Here is a 16318-nt window from a genome sequence, read left to right on the forward strand (position 1 = left end):
CCGCTGTGTCCGACATGACCGTCCGAGTCCTCACCGGCATCACCACCACCGGTACCCCGCACCTGGGCAACTACGCCGGCGCGATCCGTCCGGCCATCGCCGCCAGTCGCGCCCCGGGCGTGGAAAGCTTCTTCTTCCTCGCCGACTACCACGCGCTGATCAAGGCCGATGATCCGCAGCGCGTGGCGCGCTCAAGGCTGGATATCGCCGCGACCTGGCTGGCCTGCGGCCTGGACCCGCAGAAGGTGACCTTCTACCGGCAGTCGGACATCGTCGAGATCCCGCAGCTGACCTGGCTGCTGACCTGCGTGGCGGCCAAGGGCCTGCTCAACCGTGCGCACGCCTACAAGGCGGCCGTCGACAAGAACACCGCCGCCGGCGAAGACCCGGATGCCGGCATCAACGCCGGTCTGTACATGTATCCGGTACTGATGGCCGCCGACATCCTGGCCTTCGGCGCACACAAGGTGCCGGTGGGCCGCGACCAGATCCAGCACATCGAGATGGCGCGCGACATCGGCCAGCGCTTCAACCACCTCTACGGCGATGCCTGGCGCACGGCGACCGGCGCCAGTGGCGAGCCGCTGGTGCTGCCGGAGGTCCAGATCGACGAAAGCGTGGCCACACTGCCCGGCCTGGACGGGCGCAAGATGTCCAAGAGCTACGACAACACCATCCCGCTGTTCGCGCCGCCGGCCGAACTGAAGAAGCTGGTGATGTCGATCGTCACCGACTCGCGTGCGCCGGGCGAGCCGAAGGACACCGAGGGTTCGGCCCTGTTCCAGCTCTACCAGGCCTTCGCCACCCCGCACCAGGCCGAGGAAATGCGCCATGCCTTCGCCGACGGGATCGGCTGGGGCGACGCCAAGCAGCGCCTGTTCGCGCAGGTCGACGAAGCGGTGGCGCCGATGCGCGAGCAGTACGCGCAGCTGATCGCCAAGCCGGCGCAGCTGGAGGAGATCCTGCAGGAAGGCGCACGCAAGGCGCGCGACGTCACCGTGCCGCTGCTGGACGGGCTGCAGCGCGCGGTCGGGCTGGGAACGTTCACCGTGGCCAAGGCCGCGACTGATCGAACCCGCGTCGCCGCCGCGAAGCTGCCGCAGATCAAGCAGTACCGCGAAGTCGACGGGCGTTTCCATTTCAAGCTGGTCGACGGCGATGGCCGCGTGCTGCTGCAGGGCGACGGTCACCAGTCGCCGCGCGAGGCCGGGCAGGTGATCGCGCGGCTCAAGCGCGAGGGCCTGGACGCATTGCACGAGATGGAACAGCGCACGGTCGGTCTGCTCGGCGAGAAGATCGGTACGCTTGGCGAGGACCTGGCCGGCGTGGACGAGGTCCTCCAGGCGCTGCGCCAGCTGGTCGAGGCCGAAGCGTGAAGGAGCGAACCTGATGGCCTGGTTGTCGCTGCTGCTGTTCCTGCCCTGGTTCGCGCTGCTCGGTGCGCTCTACTGGTTCTATCCGCGGCAACCGCGGCCTTTCGCGCGCCGCGCGTTCGATGCGCTGGTGCTGGTGCTTGCGCTAGCGCTGAGCATCGCCGGCATGCTCTGGGGCTATGCCGAAGGCGTGGCCGACACCGGGAGCGGCCCGATCTGGCGCCAGGTGCTGGCCGTGCTCTATGCCTACGGTGCGTTCCTGGCGGTGCTGTCGCTGGCCATCCCGCTGCGCATGCGGCTGATGGTTCGCTGGCGCGCACGCAGCGCGTGATCGCGTAGCCGCGGATCGTGCGCGACGGGCCGCGCGCGCATGGCCGTCGCCCCTACGACCAAAGCCGGATCGCCGCCCCGCACCCGCCTGACTAACATGGGTGGGCGACAGGAGATGCGGGAAAGGAAAGGGCGACACATGCCGGAACATGGCATCCACACCATCGATACAGGGTACGTGCGGCCGCGCTTCGACGCGGCCTACCTGGTGGTGGAGCAGGGACGCGCGGCGTTCATCGACTGCGGCACCAACCACACCATTCCGGTCCTGCTCGATGCGCTGGCGCAGGCGGGCCTGGCGGCGGCTGACGTCGACTGGCTGATCCTGACCCACGCCCACCTGGACCATGCCGGTGGCGCGGGTACGCTGATGCGGCACCTGCCCCACGCGCGCCTGGTCGCGCATCCGCGCGCCGCGCCGCACATGGTCGATCCGGCCCGGCTGGTCGCCGGCGCGACCGCGGTCTACGGCGAAGCCGAGTTCGCGCGCCACTACGGCGAACTGGTGCCGGTGCCGGCTGAGCGCGTCGTCGTGGCCGCGGACGGACACGTCGTCGACCTCGCCGGCCGGCCGCTGCGCTGCATCGACACCCCCGGCCACGCGCGCCACCACCTGTGCGTCTGGGATGCGCGCAGCCGCAGCTGGTTCACCGGCGACACCTTCGGCCTGTCGTACCGCGAGCTGGACAGCGCGCGCGGTCCGTTCATCCTGCCGACCTCCTCTCCGGTGCAGTTCGAGCCGGAGGCGATGCAGGGCTCGATCGCGCGGATGCTCGCCGAATCGCCCCGCGCGATGTACCTGACCCACTTCGGGCGGGTGGAGGAGGTGGCGCGGCTGGCCGCCGAGCTGCACGAGCAGATCGATGCGATGGTCTCGCTGGCGCAGGCCTGCGACGGACGCCCCGATCGCCATCGCGCCCTAGTCGCGGCCCTGTCCGGGTACTACCTTGAACGGGCCCAGGCGCACGGCTGCACGCTGGATGACGCCTCGGTGCTGGGCCTGCTCGGCATGGACATCGAACTCAACGCGCAGGGACTGGAAGTCTGGCTGGAGCGCGCGCGGCTGTCGTAGGCGCGGGCGACCGTGACCCCATCCATTGGCACGGGCGACCCCCGCATGCTTCCGGCGCCCGTGTCGCGGTCATGCCCGCTCCTGCACAAGTGGGGGGCACGGCGCGCGCCGCGTCAGTTCCAGCGGTTGGCGTGCGGTCCGAACGGCTTGCGCTGCTGGCGGACCACGCAGAAACGATGGCCGCTGGGCGCTTCCATCACCCACCAGGTGTGGACGAAGGCGACCTTCCTGGCGCCCAGCGCGACCAGGCGATCGGCCTCGGCGTCGACGTCGTCGGTCTCGATGTCCAGGTGCACGCGCGAATCGTGCTCGACCTTCTGCAGCAGGATCTGCGGCTCGTCGGCCGCGGTCTCCAGTTCGGCGTACCTGCCGTCGCCGTCCTGGTCCAGGCTGGCCACCGGTTTGCCCAGGGCCTTGCTCCAGAACTCGGTGGCTTCCGCGAGGTCGGCAACCTTGCAGTCCAGGACCAGGTTGCTCAGGCGGCTGCGGTGCGGCATGGGCGTGCTCCATCGAGGGGAGCCGCCAAGATACGCGCCGTCGTCGCAGGGTGCGCGACGACGGCGCGCGCGTCGCTACTGCGGCAGCGCCATGTCGTCCAGCAGCGCCTTGAGGAAGCGCGCGGCCTCGCCGCCGGTGGCGGCGCGATGGTCGAAGGTCAGCGAGATCGGCAGGCGGCGGTGCACCTCGATGCCGCCGATCACCGCGACCACGTCGTGGCTGAGCTTGCCGGCACCGATGATCGCCACGCATGGCGGCACCACCACCGGGGTGGCGTAGCGGCCGGCGAACATGCCGAAGTTGGACAGCGAGATGGTGTAGCCCGACAGCTCGCTGGCCGGAAGGCTGCGTTCCTCGACCTGCGCGCGCAAGCGGTTGATGCCTTCGCGCACGCCGCGCGCGTCGAGCATGTCGGCATTGCGCAGCGCCGGCACGAACAGGCCGTCGTCCGTATCCACGGCAATGCCCACGTCCACGTGCGGATGGCGGGTGACGGTGAGCGCGTCGCCGTCGAACCAGGCGTTGAGCGCCGGTACGGTCCTGCACGCGACGGTGATCGCGCGGACCAGGCGCACGGTGATGTCCTGCTTGCCGATCCAGCCGTGCAGGTCGGCGTCGTCGACCAGCGTGGTCGGCACGACCTTGCTGTGCGCGTCGGCCATCACCCGGGCCATGTTGCGGCGCACGCCCTTGAGCTGCTCGGGCTGGCCGCTGGCGGTTGCGGATTCGGCGCCCGGCGGCCGGGTCCGCATGGGCTTGCCCGCTGCCGACATCGGCGTGCGTTGTGCCGGCGGCTGTGGCGCGGCGGCGGCGGAGGGTGCGGCCGCTGGGCGCGGCGCCGTGCCCACGGCGGCCGTCCCGCTGGCGGCGGCCTGCTTCACGTCGGCGAGGCTGACGGTGCCGTCGGGACCGCTGGCGCGCACGCGGGCCAGGTCCACGCCGAGCTTCCTGGCCAGCGCACGCACGGCGGGCATCGCTTTCACTCCGCCCACGGAAATCGCCTGTTCGGCATGCACCGCATCGGAACTCTGCATCGCGCCGACCACCGTGCCTGCATCGCCGCCGCGAGCTTCCGAGGGTGCAGGCTGCGCCGGCAGTTCGTCGCCGTCATCGCTGGCCACGACCTTTGCCGGTGCGGCGTGGCCGCCACCGTGGTGGTGGCCGGTGTCCTGGCCTTCGGCGCGCTGCGGCAACGAGGCGTCGGGCTCGAACATGGCCAGCATGGCGCCGGTGACGATGACGTCGCCCGCGGCGCCGGCCAGCTTCAGCACCTTGCCCGATACCGGCGAGGGCACCTCGACCACCGCCTTGGCGGTCTCCATCGAGACCAGTGGTTCGTCCAGACGGATGGTGTCGCCTTCCTTCACGAACCACTCGACGATGGTCGCGTCCGGCAGGCCTTCGCCCAGGTCGGGAAGGTGGAAAGTCTTGCTCTCGCTCATGCGGATGTTCCTGGCAGGTCTTGGCGGGCACGACGGCGTGCGTCGTGCCGGGAATAGGTGGAAGGCGGCGCCGCGGTCTAGGCGCGGCGCCCTTGCCTCAGCCGTGCGCGGCGGCGCGCCTGGCTGCGCTGACGATACGCTCCACGCTCGGCAGGTACTTCATCTCCAGCCGGAACAGCGGGATATGCGTGTCGTAGCCGGTAACGCGCTCGACCGGGGCGAGCAGGTCGTACATCGAGTGCTCGGCCAGGCGCGCGGCGATCTCGGCGCCGAAGCCCGCGGTGCGCGGGGCTTCCTGCACGATCACGCAGCGACCGGTGCGCGATACCGACTCGGCGATCGTGTCGAAGTCGAGCGGGCGCAGGGTGGCCACGTCGATGACCTCGGCGCTGATGCCTTCCTTCGCCAGCGCGTCGGCCGCTTCCAGCGCTTCCTTCACCTGCGCGCCCCACGCGACCAGGGTCACGTCGGTGCCTTCGCGCAGCACGAAGCACACGTCCAGGGGCAGCGCCTCGCCGTCGTTGGCGACCACTTCCTTGTACTGGCGATAGAGCCGCTTGGGCTCCATGTAGATGACCGGGTCTTCTTCGCGGATCGCCGCCAGCAGCAGGCCGTAGGCGCGCTGCGGCGAAGACGGCATGACCACGCGCAGGCCCGGCACGTTGGTGAAGATCGCCTCGTTGGCCTCGCTGTGGTGCTCGGGCGCACGGATCCCGCCGCCCCACGGCACGCGCAGCACCATCGGGCAGTGCAGGCGGCCGCGGGTGCGGTTGCGCAGGCGCGCGGCATGGCAGATGAGATGGTCGACCATCGGGTAGACGAAGCCGTCGAACTGCGCTTCGGCGACCGGCCTCATGCCCTGCGCGGCCAGGCCGACCGACAGGCCCGCGATCGTGGTCTCGTCCAGCGGGGTGTCGAGCACGCGCTGCGCACCGAAACGCTGCTGCAGGCCGGCGGTGGCGCGGAACACGCCGCCGTTGATGCCCACGTCCTCGCCCAGCACCAGCACCGACGGGTCGTGTTCGAGCTCCCAGGCCAGGGCCTGGGTGATGGCTTCGATGAGCGTGATCGGGGTCGCGGTCATCGGCTGTCCTCCGCTGATGGCGGCATGGTGGGCGGCGGCATCGCCCGCCGAACGGGCGGGATTGGCGGCATTGCTGCGGATGTCATCCATGGCGATGCTCCTGCGGACGCTGTTCCATGGCGATGACGGCCGCGCGCTGGGCCAGCAGCTCGGGCGGTGGATCGGCATAGAGGTAGTCGAACATCGCCTCCACCGGCTGCACCGGCGTGGCCAGGTACGCGTCCACCTCGATGTTGACCAGGCGCTCGCATTCTTCCTTCCACGACGCTTCCTCTGCTTCGCTCCAGGCGCCCTGCGCGGTCAGCCAGGTACGCAGGCGGGTCATCGGCTCGCGTTCCCACGCGGCCTTGACCTCGGCGTCGTCGCGGTAGCGGCGCGCGTCGTCGGCGGTTGTGTGGTCGGACAGGCGATAGGTCATGAATTCGATCACGCTGCCGCCCTGGCCCGAACGCGCACGCTCGCTGGCGATGCGCATCGCCTCGAGCACGGCGACCAGGTCGTTGCCGTCCACCTGCAGGCAGAACAGGCCACCGGCCAGGCCCTTCTGTGCCAGGGTCTGCGCACCGGTCTGGGCCGAGCGCGGGACCGAGATCGCCCAGCCGTTGTTGACCACGCCCAGGATCAGCGGCAGCTCGTAGGCGCCGGCGGAGTTGAGCGCGGCATAGAAGTCGGTCTTGGAGGTGCCGCCGTCGCCGCAGGTGGCCACGGCCAGATGCGGTTCGCCGCGCATCTTGAACGCCAGCGCCGCGCCGGCCGCATGCAGGCACTGGGTGGAGATCGGCACGCAGAACGGGAAGTCGTGGCGGGCGGCGCCTTCCTGGAAGTCGTTGCCGCGCTCGTCGCCGCCCCAGTACAGCAGCACTTCGCGCGGACGCACGCCGCGCATGAACAGCACGCCGTATTCGCGGTAGCTGGGCGCGTACACGTCGCCCTCGGCCATGGCCGCGCCGATGCCCACGTGGGTGGCCTCGTGGCCCAGGCACGGCGCGTAGGTGCCCAGCTTGCCGGTGCGCTGCAGGGCGATGGCCTTGGTATCGAAGGCGCGCACGTACAGCATCTGCTTGAACAGGGGCAGCAGCACGGCCGGATCGCGCAGGGCAGGCGGGAACTCGCGGACCGGCTGGCCGTCCGCGCCAAGGTATTGCAGGTAATCGATCTGGAAGCTTGCTGCGAGGGTCATGGGCGTGCGCCAGCGAGGCTGGATTGCGATACGGGAAAGTTGCACATGGTACGGAAGCGTCCCTGAAAACCCGCCGTGCAGCGCAACAACGCTTGTATTCCACGGACTTGCACCGGCCCGTTCAGCTGGCCCGCTTGCATGACAGCGGTGGCCAGATCCGGCCTGCAACGCCGTGGGTTACCCTTTCCGCCCCTGTGCGCCACTGCCGCCGATGACCCTCGACAAGAACCAGCGTCCGCTCGAACCGGGCATCCACACCGACCTGCAGGGCCGGATGACCTATGCCGGCTACCTGCACCTGGACCGCCTTCTCTCGGCCCAGCAGCCGTTGTCCAACCCGGCGCACCACGACGAGATGCTGTTCATCGTCCAGCACCAGGTCTCGGAGCTGTGGCTGAAGCTGCTCATGCACGAACTGCAGGCGGCCCGCGAGTTCCTCAAGGACGACCAGGTCTGGCAGTGCCGCAAGGTGCTGGCCCGCAGCAAGCAGGTGCTGCGCCAGCTGACCGAGCAGTGGTCGGTACTGGAGACGCTGACTCCGTCCGAATACATGGGCTTCCGCCACCTGCTGGGCCCGTCCTCGGGCTTCCAGTCGCTGCAGTACCGGGCGGTGGAGTTCCTGCTGGGCAACAAGAACGCCGGCATGGTCCGGGTCTTCGCCCATGACCCGGAGGGCCAGGCGGCCCTGGGCGCCGAGCTGCAGCTGCCGAGCCTGTATGAGGAGTTCCTGCGCTACCTGGCCCGCTTCGGCCACGCGGTACCGGCGGCCTATCTCGATGCGGGCCGCGACTGGTCCGCCGCCCACGTCACCGACCCGGCGCTGCTGCCGGTGTTCGAGCGCATCTACGAGGACACCGACCGCTACTGGCGCGAGTACTCGCTGTGCGAGGACATGGTCGACCTGGAGACCCAGTTCCAGCTCTGGCGCTTCCGGCACATGCGCACGGTGATGCGGATCATCGGTTTCAAGCGCGGGACCGGCGGCTCCAGCGGCGTAGGCTTCCTGCGCGAGGCGCTGGAGCTGACGTTCTTCCCGGAGCTGTTCGAGGTCCGGACCAGCATCGGTCCGGGCTGAGCCGGGCGGGAGGGCCGCCCCCGGGGCCCGCAAGCCGCTGCGCCGGCGTCCCTGCGGGGGCCTCCCGGAGCATGCCGGGAAAGTTCGTTGCGCCTGCAAGTGGCCGCCGGCCAAGGGGAAAGTGCACTTTTGCGGGGATGCGGCCCGGTGCGTTCGCATTGACGCCCGGCGCCGTCCTCGGTGATTCTCGGCCCACTCCGCGGGGCGACGCCCCTGTGTATCCCATTCAGTAAGCAAGGAATTCCATGAGCGCCGACGTCGTCGAGCCCAAGGTCGCAGCCCCGCCGCCGCAGCCGCCCGTTCCCCCGGATTTCAGCCAGATCCTCGGCCATCCCAAGCCGCTGTGGATGCTGTTCATGACCGAATTCTGGGAGCGCTTCGCCTTCTACGGCATGCGCTGGGCGCTGGCCCTGTACATCGTCGCCCAGTTCTACGGCGGCGACAGCACCGGCGAGGCGCCGGCCAGCAAGCTGTACGGCGCGTACCTGGCCCTTGTGTACGCGGCCGCGCTGTTCGGCGGATATGTCGCCGACCGGATCATCGGCTACCAGCGCTCGATCCTGCTCGGCGCGGCGATCATGGCCGCCGGCCTGTTCATGATCATGTTGCCCAACGAACAGGTCTTCAAGCTGGGCCTGGCTACCGTCATCGTCGGCAACGGCCTGTTCAAGCCGAACATCTCCACGATGGTCGGCAAGCTCTACTCCACCGGCGACGAGCGGCGGGATTCGGGCTTCACCCTGTTCTACATGGGCATCAACCTGGGCGCGATGATCGCGCCGTGGCTGACCGGCCTGCTTGCCGAACGGGTCATGGGCGGAACATCGGAAATGCCCACCTACAAGGTGGTGTTCCTGGTGTCGGGCATCGGCATGCTGATCAGCCTGGTCTGGTTCTGGTTCGGTCGCCGCCAGCTCAAGGGCATCGGCGAGCCGATCGCCGGCGCCGAAAGCGGTTTCCGGGTGCTGGTCACCGCGATCTGCGCGCTCGCCTCCATTCCGCTGATCTACTTCCTGCTGTCGATCGGCGCAGGCGCGCTGCAGTGGATCCTGACCGCGCTGTTCGTCGCGCTGTGCGTGCTGATCCTGCGCGAAGGGTTCCGCGACGGCCCGGTCAGGCGCGACATGGCCATCGCCATGCTGATCATCTTCGTGTTCAACGTCCTGTTCTGGTGTTTCTTCGAGCAGGCCGGCAGCTCGTTCAACTTCCTCGCGCAGAACATCGTCAACCGTGATTTCAGCGGCTGGATCTTCCCGGTCGGCTGGTTCCAGTCGGTCAACTCGCTGGCGATCATCACGCTGGCGCCGGTGCTGGCCTGGCTGTGGGTCAGGCTGAGCAAGGTCGAGCCCAACCTCGGGGCGATGCGCCTGGTGCGCGTGCTGGTGGGCGTCGTCGCCACCGTGTTCTCGGTGCTGGCGATGTACCGCCTGAGCGGGCTGGGCGTCATGCCGGGCTGGGCGTTCTTCGTGATCGCCGCGCTGATCGTCGTGCTTGGCCTGTGGGCGACCCGGATCGACCTGGGCAACACGGCCGGGTCGCTCAATCCGTCGATCCCGCGCAAGTTCGGCTTCGGCATCATCTTCAACGGCGTCGCGTTCCTGCTGTTGATGGTCGCCCTGTCGAGCATGGTCGATCCGCAGACGCTGAAGATCCCGTTCTGGACGCTGTTCATGGTCTACGTCATCCAGTCGGTGGGCGAGCTGTGCCTGTCGCCGATCGGCCTGTCGATGGTGACCAAGCTCGCGCCGGTGCGCCTGGTCGGCTTCGGCATGGGCGGCTGGTTCCTGTCCACGGCGATCGGCAACAACCTGTCGGGCATCTTCGCCAGCCATGTGAGCGGCGAGACCGGCATGACGGTGGAATCGGCCTTCGCCGGCTACACCATCGGGTTCTGGATCCTGATGGGCAGCGGCCTGCTGCTGTTCCTGATCGCGCCGCTCATCCAGAAGCTGATGCACGGGGTCAAGTGAGGATGGCCGATCGCGGTCGTCCGCCGGTCATGGTGCTGCCCCTGTTCCTGGTCGCAATGCTCCTGTCCGCCTGTGGCGGGCAGGAGGCGCCGCCGCCGTCGGGACCGCCGCTGCCGGTGGACACCACGCCACAGAAGCCGGTCGTGGCCGACACCAGCGAGCGGGTCGCTTCGGGCAACACGCCCGCGGCGGCCGACATCGCCGCGATCGCGGCACTCGGCGCGTCGTTCGATCCCAACCGCAGCGCCGCCAATGACCTGGAAACGGCCAAGGTCGAAGCCAAGCGCGGCAGCAAGCGCATCGTGCTGGAACTGGGCGATGCGGCCTGCGGCGAATGCGCGGCGCTGGACCAGCGCATCGAAGGCGAGGCGCCCTTGCGGCACCTGCGCGACGCGGGCTTCGTCTGGGTGAAGATCGACCGCAGCGCGCCGCAGAACGCGCCGTTCCTGGCCGCCTATCCGGGCAGCACGGAAGCACCGGCGCCGCACCTGCTGGTGCTCGATGCCGATGCGCAGGTGCTGCACGCGCAGTCGGGGCACGAGCTGTTGCGCAAGGGCAAGCCGGATCGTCGCCGGATCCGCGAGTTCCTGGAGCAGTGGGCCCCGCCGCCGGCAGCGCCCTGAAATTCCCCGCCGGTCACGCCGGACCGAGGGCAAGGACAACCCGGTGGCATCGAGGAAGCGGGCGCATGGCAATGCGCCCGCCTTCGGCGGCCCGGTGGGTGAGGGCTACGCGGCTCAGCCGCCGTCGCGCAACGCGATCAGGCCCGGGCCGGCGAGCTTGACCAGCAACCGGTCGAGCATGGCCCGTTCCTCCTCGTCCAGCGTGGCGATCAGCCGCTGCTCGCAGCCCAGTGCCATCGGCGCGATCTCGTCGTACACGGTGTAACCGACCTCCGACAGCGCCAGCACGGAACGGCGGCGATCGTCGCTGTGGATCTCGCGTTTGATCAGGCTGCGCTCGAGCAGGCGCGCGACGGCGCGGCTGACGGCGACCTTGTCCATCGCGGTGCGGTCGGCGACCTCGTTGGCGGACAGGTCGGGGAAGCGGCCCAGGACCGCCATCACCCGCCATTCGGTGATCGCCAGCCCGAACCGCTTCTGGTAGATGTCGGCGATGGTCTGGCTGACCCGGTTGGAGAGCACGCTGAGGCGATAGGGCAGGAAGTTTTCCAGCTCGAGCTGGGCGTGGCGGGCGGCATCCGCGGAAGGCGCGGTGCCGGAGGCTTCAGGAGCGTTCGGAACTGACATTGCGGCAGGGCACCTTGCTAGTGGTTGCAGAAGTAACTATAAAAGGGGATTCGATCAGACCGCTCCCCGACGGGGTGTTCAGGAAGCCATCATGAGCGCGCATTCGCAAGTCCTCTCCGCCACATCGACCCCAAACGCCGGCGTCGCCGCGAGCCAGTTCGACAACCCGATGGGGATCGACGGCTTCGAATTCGTCGAGTTCGCCGCCCCGGCCGGGCAGGCGCAGCAACTGCACGACTACTTCCGCAGGCTCGGCTTCGTCCAGGTCGCGCGCCACAAGACCCGCCCGATCAGCACCTACCGCCAGGGCGACTGTACCTTCCTGATCAACGAAGATCCGGACTCCTTCGCCGGCCGCTTCGCCGCCCAGCACGGCCCCAGCGCCTGCGGCTTCGCGATCCGGGTGAAGAAACTGGCCGACTGGGCGCGGACCCAGGCGCTGAGGAACGGCGCCGAGGCACTCGACGCGCGCGACGAACTGAGCAAGGCGGTGGCCGCGCCGGTGATCAAGGGCATTGGTGATTGCATGCTCTACATCGTCGACCGCTACGACGAGAAGGGCACCATCCACGACCCGGACTACGAATACCTGCCGGGCGTCGACCTGATGCCCACGGGCTTCGGCTTGACCTTCATCGACCACCTGACCCACAACCTGTACCACGGCAACATGGCCAAATGGGCCGACTACTACGAGCGGCTGTTCAACTTCCGCGAGATCCGCTACTTCGACATCAAGGGCGCCAAGACCGGCCTGCTTTCCAAGGCGATGACCGCGCCCGACGGCATGGTCCGCATCCCGCTCAACGAATCGTCGGACCCGAAGTCGCAGATCAACGAATACCTGGACGCGTACCAGGGCGAGGGCATCCAGCACATCGCCTGCTTCACCGACGACATCTACGCGACGGTGGAGAAGATGCGCGAAGCCGGCGTGGAGTTCCTCGATACGCCCGATACCTACTTCGACGTGATCGACCAGCGCATCCCCGACAATGGCGAGGACGTGGAGCGCCTGCGCCGGAACAAGATCCTGATCGACGCCGACGTCGAGACCAAGCAGCGCAAGCTGCTGCAGATCTTCACCCAGAACGCGGTGGGTCCGATCTTCTTCGAGATCATCCAGCGCAAGGGCAACGAGGGTTTCGGCGAGGGCAACTTCCAGGCCCTGTTCGAGAGCATCGAACGCGACCAGATGCGCCGCGGCGTGCTCTGATCGCGACACGTCGACCGCAAGAGGCAGACATGGCCAACCCCCGCTCCGCGTACATGACCGGCTTCGGCAACGAGTTCGCGACCGAAGCGGTGCCCGGCACGTTGCCGGTCGGGCAGAACTCGCCGCAGCGCGTCGCGCACGGGCTGTATGCCGAGCAGCTGTCGGCCAGCGCATTCACCGCGCCGCGCGGGCAGAACCGGCGCAGCTGGCTGTACCGGATCCGGCCCGCCGCGATGCATGGCACGTTCGCGCCGTTCGGCGCGCACGCCGGCGCACCGCGTTTCCACAACGACTTCGGCGATGGTCCGGTCACGCCCGACCAGCTGCGCTGGGATCCGCTGCCACTGCCGTCGACGCCGAACGACTTCCTTGAAGGCCTGTACACGATGGCCGGCAACGGATCGCCGGCTGCCCAGCAGGGCGTGGCCATCCACCTGTACGCCGCCGACCGCGACATGGACGGCCGTTTCTTCTACGACGCCGACGGCGAGCTGATGCTGGTGCCGCAACTGGGCCGCCTGCGCATCGCCACCGAGCTGGGCGTGCTGGACGTGGAGCCGCAACAGGTCGCGGTGGTGCCGCGCGGCGTGCGTTTCCGGGTCGAGCTGCCCGATGGCCCGTCGCGCGGGTACGTGCTCGAGAATTTCGGCGCGCCGCTGCGCCTGCCCGACCTGGGTCCGATCGGGTCCAACGGCCTGGCCAACCCGCGCGATTTCGAGACCCCGGTGGCCGCGTACGAAGACGTCGAAGGCGACTTCGAACTGGTCGCCAAGTTCCAGGGCCACCTGTGGCGCGCGGACATCGGCCACAGCCCCCTGGACGTGGTCGGCTGGCACGGCAACTGCGCGCCTTACCGCTACGACCTGCGCCGCTTCAACACCATCGGCTCGATCAGCTTCGACCATCCCGATCCGTCGATCTTCACCGTGCTCACCGCGCCCAGCGACACGCCGGGGACGGCCAACGTGGACTTCGCGATCTTCCCGCCGCGCTGGCTGGTGGCGCAGCACACGTTCCGTCCGCCGTGGTTCCACCGCAACGTGGCCAGCGAGTTCATGGGCCTGGTGCATGGTGCCTACGACGCCAAGGCCGAGGGCTTCATGCCCGGCGGTGCCTCCTTGCACAACTGCATGAGCGGGCACGGCCCGGATGCGGCGACTTTCGAGAAAGCCTCGCACGCCGACCTTTCCAGGCCGGACGTGATCGCCGACACCATGGCCTTCATGTTCGAGACCCGCGCAGTGCTGCGGCCGACGGCGCAGGCCCATGAGGCGTTGCACCGGCAGCGCGACTACCAGCGCTGCTGGGCGGGGCTGAAGCGCAATTTCGTCGCGCCGGCCTGAGCGGGCCGGCACGCTCCGGCGGTCCGTACGCGTGCCGGTTCCGGAAGCCGATCCGCTGATCGGGTAGAGCCCGGTAGGCGCATGCGGCCCGCTGGATCGGAGGCGTGTCCCTTCGCCTGCCGTTGACAGGGGCTTTGTCAGCCTTCGCGCATCGAATGCGCAGGGGAATGCGATGTCGTCCAGGATGCTTGATGCCTGCCTGTTGAGCCTGGCGCTGGTCCTTGCGTCCTGCACGCAGGCGCCCGGTGACAACGCATCCGGAAGTGGCGACACCGCGCCCGATCCCGCCCTGGACGAGCCCTCCGAGGAGGTGCCGCCGGCCATCGCGCCCGCCGCAACGGGGCCGGACTTCACCGGTTTCGGACCGGTGCCTTTCGGCGCCGAAGCGCAGGCACTCAAGCGGGCCCTGGGCGGATCGCTGGAGGAAGGCGCGACGGAGTCGCCCGATGCCTGCCACTACCTGTTCCCGCAGCCGCGACCGGAGCAGGGTCAGGGCACCACCTTCATGATCGAGGGTGGCCGCTTCGTGCGCGTGGATACCGATGATCCGGCTACCACGGCCCCCGGCGGCGGCCGCATCGGCATGTCCGTGGACGAGGTCGCTGCACTGTATCCCGGCCTGAGCGCCAGCCCGCACAAGTACGTGGAAGGAGCGCAGTCGCTGCGCGTGACCCGCGATGGCAGCGAAGCCGCGCTTCTGTTCGAGACCGACGCGCAGGGCCGGGTGCAGGAGTGGCGCATCGGCCTGCCGCCGCAGGTGGACTACGTAGAGCGCTGCGGCTGACGCTGATCGCCGGGACGCCTGCCCCGAGCCGGGTCGGACGTATCAGGACGACTGCGGGCACGGAACGCGGCATAGAATCACGGCTGGCCCTGGGAGGATGCGGCGATGGCGGAAGCGTTGGGACTGTTCGCGCTGGGTCTGCTGCTGCTGGCCCTGGGCGGGGACTCGGTGATCAAGGGCGTGTCGGGGCTGGCCCAGCACCTGGGGCTGCGGCCGTTCGTGGCCGGCCTGCTGCTGGTCGCCTTCGGCACTTCGATTCCCGAGCTCGCGGTCAACCTCCGCGCGGTATGGGAGGGCCAGACGCACCTGGCGCTGGGTAATGCGGTAGGCAGCAACGTGACCAACCTCGGCCTGACGCTCGGCCTGGCGGCGCTTGCCGCGCCGCTGCTGCTGCGGGCCCGGATGCTGGTGCCACTGCTGGTACTGCTGGCGGTGGCCACCTTCGCGTTGATGGTGTTCGGCCTCGATGGCTACGTCGGCCGGATCGAAGGCGCGGTGCTGCTGCTGGGCTTCTTCGCCACCACCGCGTTCCTCCTGCGCCGGGGACAGCGCGAAGCCGACGAGGTGCGCGCGGAGATCACCGGCTTCGCCACCACCCGGCCCGGGCTGGGCCTGAACCTGGTCCGCCTGGCGATCGCCATCGGGCTGCTGTATTTCGGCGCGCGCTGGGTCGTTGCCGGTGGCCTGGGCCTGGGCGAAGCCTGGGGCCTGTCGCCGCTGATGGTCGGCCTGCTGCCGGTCGCCATCGGCACCGCGCTGCCCGAGATCGCCGCGGCGATCGCGGCGGCGCGGCGCGGGCAGGGCGACATGGTCGCCGGCCACGTGATCGGCTCGAGCCTGTTCAACCTGCTGGCGATCGTCGGTGGCATGGCGGTGTTCCGTCCGCTGGCGTTGCCGGCCTCGTTCGTGAAATTCGAGCTGCCCGCCGTGCTGGTGCTTACCCTGCTGGTGTATCCGCTGCTGCGCAGCGGACGCCGGATCACGCAGCAGGAAGGCGGCATCCTGTGCCTGGTGTTCTTGGCCTGGATCGCGCTGGAGCTGCTGCTGTTCCTGTAGGAGAGCCGGGGGGCCGGCTCCCTACGCGTCACGCGGCGGGGTGTCGCCGTCCGTCTCGTCGGTACCCGGCTGCGGCGGCCGTTCGGCCATGTGCAAGGACAACGCGGCCTTGGCCATCAGGTGCGCGCTGATCGGCGCGGTGATGAACAGGAACGCGGTGATCAGCAGCTCGCGCGGCTGCGGGTCGGTGCCGCTGAGCGCGTGGTAGCCGACCGACGCCAGCAGCACGCAGCCCACGCCCAGCGTGCTGGCCTTGGTCGGGCCATGCAGGCGCTTGAAGAACTCCGACAGCCTCACCAGGCTCAGCGAGCCGACCAGGATGAAGAAGCAGCTGGCCGCCAGAAGCATCACCAGCACGATGGCGAACAGCCAGCTCATTCGACGATGTCCCGGCGCAGCACGTACTTGCTCATCACCACGGTGCCGACGAAGCCGAGCATGGCGATGACCAGCGCCGCCTCGAAGTAGACCGCCGTGCCCAGGTGCATGCCGAACAGCACCAGTTGCGCGATCGCGGCCACGAACAACGTGTCCAGGGCCAGGATCCGGTCCGGCACGCTGGGTCCCTTCAGCAGCCGGTACAGCGCCAGCAGCATGGCCAGGCCGACCACGTGCATCGAACCGACGATGGCGAAGGCCACCAGC

The 16318-nt window shown here is 69.1% G+C and carries 16 protein-coding genes and 2 pseudogenes; 11 read left to right on the forward strand and 7 right to left on the reverse strand.

The window, feature by feature from the left end; all coding sequences use genetic code 11:
• The first annotated feature begins 14 nt into the window (after nucleotides 1-14).
• The 3 genes from MNQ95_RS09345 (at nucleotide 15) to MNQ95_RS09355 (ending at nucleotide 2775) form a co-directional block, all read left to right on the forward strand.
• Nucleotides 15-1376, forward strand: a complete 1362-nt coding sequence (locus tag MNQ95_RS09345) for a tryptophan--tRNA ligase (protein WP_241952691.1) — start codon at nucleotides 15-17, stop codon at nucleotides 1374-1376.
• A 13-nt stretch (nucleotides 1377-1389) separates the two neighbouring features.
• On the forward strand, nucleotides 1390-1704 hold the full coding sequence (locus MNQ95_RS09350; RefSeq protein WP_162408481.1) for a hypothetical protein: 315 nt from the start codon (nucleotides 1390-1392) through the stop codon (nucleotides 1702-1704).
• Nucleotides 1705-1842: 138 nt separating this feature from the next.
• The gene (locus MNQ95_RS09355; RefSeq protein ID WP_241952692.1) at nucleotides 1843-2775 is read left to right on the forward strand and encodes an MBL fold metallo-hydrolase; all 933 of its coding nucleotides are present in this window, start codon (nucleotides 1843-1845) and stop codon (nucleotides 2773-2775) included.
• Nucleotides 2776-2888: 113 nt separating this feature from the next.
• On the opposite strand, the gene MNQ95_RS09360 is transcribed toward MNQ95_RS09355, so the two are convergent.
• From MNQ95_RS09360 to pdhA, 4 genes are all read right to left on the reverse strand, one after another.
• Nucleotides 2889-3272 carry a VOC family protein gene (locus MNQ95_RS09360; RefSeq protein ID WP_241952693.1) on the reverse strand — a complete coding sequence of 128 codons (384 nt, stop codon included), beginning with the start codon at nucleotides 3270-3272 and terminating at the stop codon, nucleotides 2889-2891.
• 75 nt (nucleotides 3273-3347) lie between these two features.
• Nucleotides 3348-4715, reverse strand: coding sequence for a dihydrolipoamide acetyltransferase family protein (locus tag MNQ95_RS09365; RefSeq protein ID WP_162408478.1), 1368 nt, complete (start codon nucleotides 4713-4715; stop codon nucleotides 3348-3350).
• Nucleotides 4716-4812: 97 nt separating this feature from the next.
• Entirely contained in the window at nucleotides 4813-5799 is a 987-nt protein-coding gene (locus tag MNQ95_RS09370) for an alpha-ketoacid dehydrogenase subunit beta (RefSeq protein ID WP_425501301.1), read from the reverse strand.
• A gap of 82 nt (nucleotides 5800-5881) precedes the next feature.
• Nucleotides 5882-6979 carry a pyruvate dehydrogenase (acetyl-transferring) E1 component subunit alpha gene (pdhA, locus tag MNQ95_RS09375; RefSeq protein WP_162408476.1) on the reverse strand — a complete coding sequence of 366 codons (1098 nt, stop codon included), beginning with the start codon at nucleotides 6977-6979 and terminating at the stop codon, nucleotides 5882-5884.
• A gap of 211 nt (nucleotides 6980-7190) precedes the next feature.
• On the opposite strand from pdhA, the gene MNQ95_RS09380 reads away from it, so the two are divergent.
• The 4 genes and pseudogenes from MNQ95_RS09380 (at nucleotide 7191) to MNQ95_RS09390 (ending at nucleotide 10647) form a co-directional block, all read left to right on the forward strand.
• On the forward strand, nucleotides 7191-8054 hold the full coding sequence (locus tag MNQ95_RS09380) for a tryptophan 2,3-dioxygenase (protein WP_241952694.1): 864 nt from the start codon (nucleotides 7191-7193) through the stop codon (nucleotides 8052-8054).
• Nucleotides 8055-8299: 245 nt separating this feature from the next.
• Nucleotides 8300-9490, forward strand: a pseudogene (locus tag MNQ95_RS15885) (peptide MFS transporter); the annotation flags it as partial.
• A 93-nt stretch (nucleotides 9491-9583) separates the two neighbouring features.
• Nucleotides 9584-10024, forward strand: a pseudogene (locus MNQ95_RS15890) (POT-type proton-dependent oligopeptide transporter); the annotation flags it as partial.
• A 29-nt stretch (nucleotides 10025-10053) separates the two neighbouring features.
• Complete coding sequence (locus MNQ95_RS09390) at nucleotides 10054-10647, forward strand: thioredoxin domain-containing protein (RefSeq protein WP_425605739.1); 594 nt, start codon at nucleotides 10054-10056, stop codon at nucleotides 10645-10647.
• 114 nt (nucleotides 10648-10761) lie between these two features.
• Here MNQ95_RS09390 and MNQ95_RS09395 read toward each other — a convergent pair whose 3' ends face one another.
• On the reverse strand, nucleotides 10762-11274 hold the full coding sequence (locus MNQ95_RS09395) for a MarR family winged helix-turn-helix transcriptional regulator (protein ID WP_162408473.1): 513 nt from the start codon (nucleotides 11272-11274) through the stop codon (nucleotides 10762-10764).
• A gap of 169 nt (nucleotides 11275-11443) precedes the next feature.
• On the opposite strand from MNQ95_RS09395, the gene hppD reads away from it, so the two are divergent.
• The 4 genes from hppD to MNQ95_RS09415 all read left to right on the forward strand — a co-directional run bounded on the left by hppD (nucleotide 11444) and on the right by MNQ95_RS09415 (nucleotide 15673).
• Complete coding sequence (gene hppD / locus MNQ95_RS09400) at nucleotides 11444-12490, forward strand: 4-hydroxyphenylpyruvate dioxygenase (protein ID WP_425605740.1); 1047 nt, start codon at nucleotides 11444-11446, stop codon at nucleotides 12488-12490.
• Nucleotides 12491-12519: 29 nt separating this feature from the next.
• Complete coding sequence (gene hmgA, locus MNQ95_RS09405; protein WP_241952697.1) at nucleotides 12520-13833, forward strand: homogentisate 1,2-dioxygenase; 1314 nt, start codon at nucleotides 12520-12522, stop codon at nucleotides 13831-13833.
• A 172-nt stretch (nucleotides 13834-14005) separates the two neighbouring features.
• Nucleotides 14006-14617 carry a hypothetical protein gene (locus tag MNQ95_RS09410; protein WP_241952698.1) on the forward strand — a complete coding sequence of 204 codons (612 nt, stop codon included), beginning with the start codon at nucleotides 14006-14008 and terminating at the stop codon, nucleotides 14615-14617.
• A 105-nt stretch (nucleotides 14618-14722) separates the two neighbouring features.
• Nucleotides 14723-15673: a calcium/sodium antiporter gene (locus MNQ95_RS09415; RefSeq protein WP_241952699.1), complete on the forward strand. Its 951-nt coding sequence runs from the start codon at nucleotides 14723-14725 to the stop codon at nucleotides 15671-15673.
• Nucleotides 15674-15694: 21 nt separating this feature from the next.
• Here MNQ95_RS09415 and MNQ95_RS09420 read toward each other — a convergent pair whose 3' ends face one another.
• Nucleotides 15695-16051, reverse strand: coding sequence for a Na+/H+ antiporter subunit G (locus MNQ95_RS09420; protein WP_162408469.1), 357 nt, complete (start codon nucleotides 16049-16051; stop codon nucleotides 15695-15697).
• Nucleotides 16048-16290, reverse strand: a complete 243-nt coding sequence (locus tag MNQ95_RS09425; RefSeq protein ID WP_238390259.1) for a K+/H+ antiporter subunit F — start codon at nucleotides 16288-16290, stop codon at nucleotides 16048-16050. The genes MNQ95_RS09420 and MNQ95_RS09425 overlap by 4 nt, the downstream gene beginning before the upstream one ends.
• Between the last annotated feature and the right edge of the window lie 28 nt (nucleotides 16291-16318).

It is taken from the genome of Pseudoxanthomonas daejeonensis, assembly GCF_022637495.1.
Lineage (GTDB): Bacteria > Pseudomonadota > Gammaproteobacteria > Xanthomonadales > Xanthomonadaceae > Pseudoxanthomonas > Pseudoxanthomonas daejeonensis.

Excerpts from the sequence above, each read along its gene's own strand:
- MNQ95_RS09345 (WP_241952691.1), top strand. The coding sequence starts at position 15 with ATGACCGTCCGAGTCCTCACCGGCATCACCACCACCGGTACCCCGCAC.
- MNQ95_RS09350 (WP_162408481.1), top strand. The coding sequence starts at position 1,390 with ATGGCCTGGTTGTCGCTGCTGCTGTTCCTGCCCTGGTTCGCGCTGCTC.
- MNQ95_RS09355 (WP_241952692.1), top strand. The coding sequence starts at position 1,843 with ATGCCGGAACATGGCATCCACACCATCGATACAGGGTACGTGCGGCCG.
- MNQ95_RS09360 (WP_241952693.1), bottom strand. The coding sequence starts at position 3,272 with ATGCCGCACCGCAGCCGCCTGAGCAACCTGGTCCTGGACTGCAAGGTT.
- MNQ95_RS09365 (WP_162408478.1), bottom strand. The coding sequence starts at position 4,715 with ATGAGCGAGAGCAAGACTTTCCACCTTCCCGACCTGGGCGAAGGCCTG.
- MNQ95_RS09370 (WP_425501301.1), bottom strand. The coding sequence starts at position 5,799 with ATGACCGCGACCCCGATCACGCTCATCGAAGCCATCACCCAGGCCCTG.
- pdhA (WP_162408476.1), bottom strand. The coding sequence starts at position 6,979 with ATGACCCTCGCAGCAAGCTTCCAGATCGATTACCTGCAATACCTTGGC.
- MNQ95_RS09380 (WP_241952694.1), top strand. The coding sequence starts at position 7,191 with ATGACCCTCGACAAGAACCAGCGTCCGCTCGAACCGGGCATCCACACC.
- MNQ95_RS09390 (WP_425605739.1), top strand. The coding sequence starts at position 10,054 with ATGGTGCTGCCCCTGTTCCTGGTCGCAATGCTCCTGTCCGCCTGTGGC.
- MNQ95_RS09395 (WP_162408473.1), bottom strand. The coding sequence starts at position 11,274 with ATGTCAGTTCCGAACGCTCCTGAAGCCTCCGGCACCGCGCCTTCCGCG.
- hppD (WP_425605740.1), top strand. The coding sequence starts at position 11,444 with ATGGGGATCGACGGCTTCGAATTCGTCGAGTTCGCCGCCCCGGCCGGG.
- hmgA (WP_241952697.1), top strand. The coding sequence starts at position 12,520 with ATGGCCAACCCCCGCTCCGCGTACATGACCGGCTTCGGCAACGAGTTC.
- MNQ95_RS09410 (WP_241952698.1), top strand. The coding sequence starts at position 14,006 with ATGTCGTCCAGGATGCTTGATGCCTGCCTGTTGAGCCTGGCGCTGGTC.
- MNQ95_RS09415 (WP_241952699.1), top strand. The coding sequence starts at position 14,723 with ATGGCGGAAGCGTTGGGACTGTTCGCGCTGGGTCTGCTGCTGCTGGCC.
- MNQ95_RS09420 (WP_162408469.1), bottom strand. The coding sequence starts at position 16,051 with ATGAGCTGGCTGTTCGCCATCGTGCTGGTGATGCTTCTGGCGGCCAGC.
- MNQ95_RS09425 (WP_238390259.1), bottom strand. The coding sequence starts at position 16,290 with ATGCACGTGGTCGGCCTGGCCATGCTGCTGGCGCTGTACCGGCTGCTG.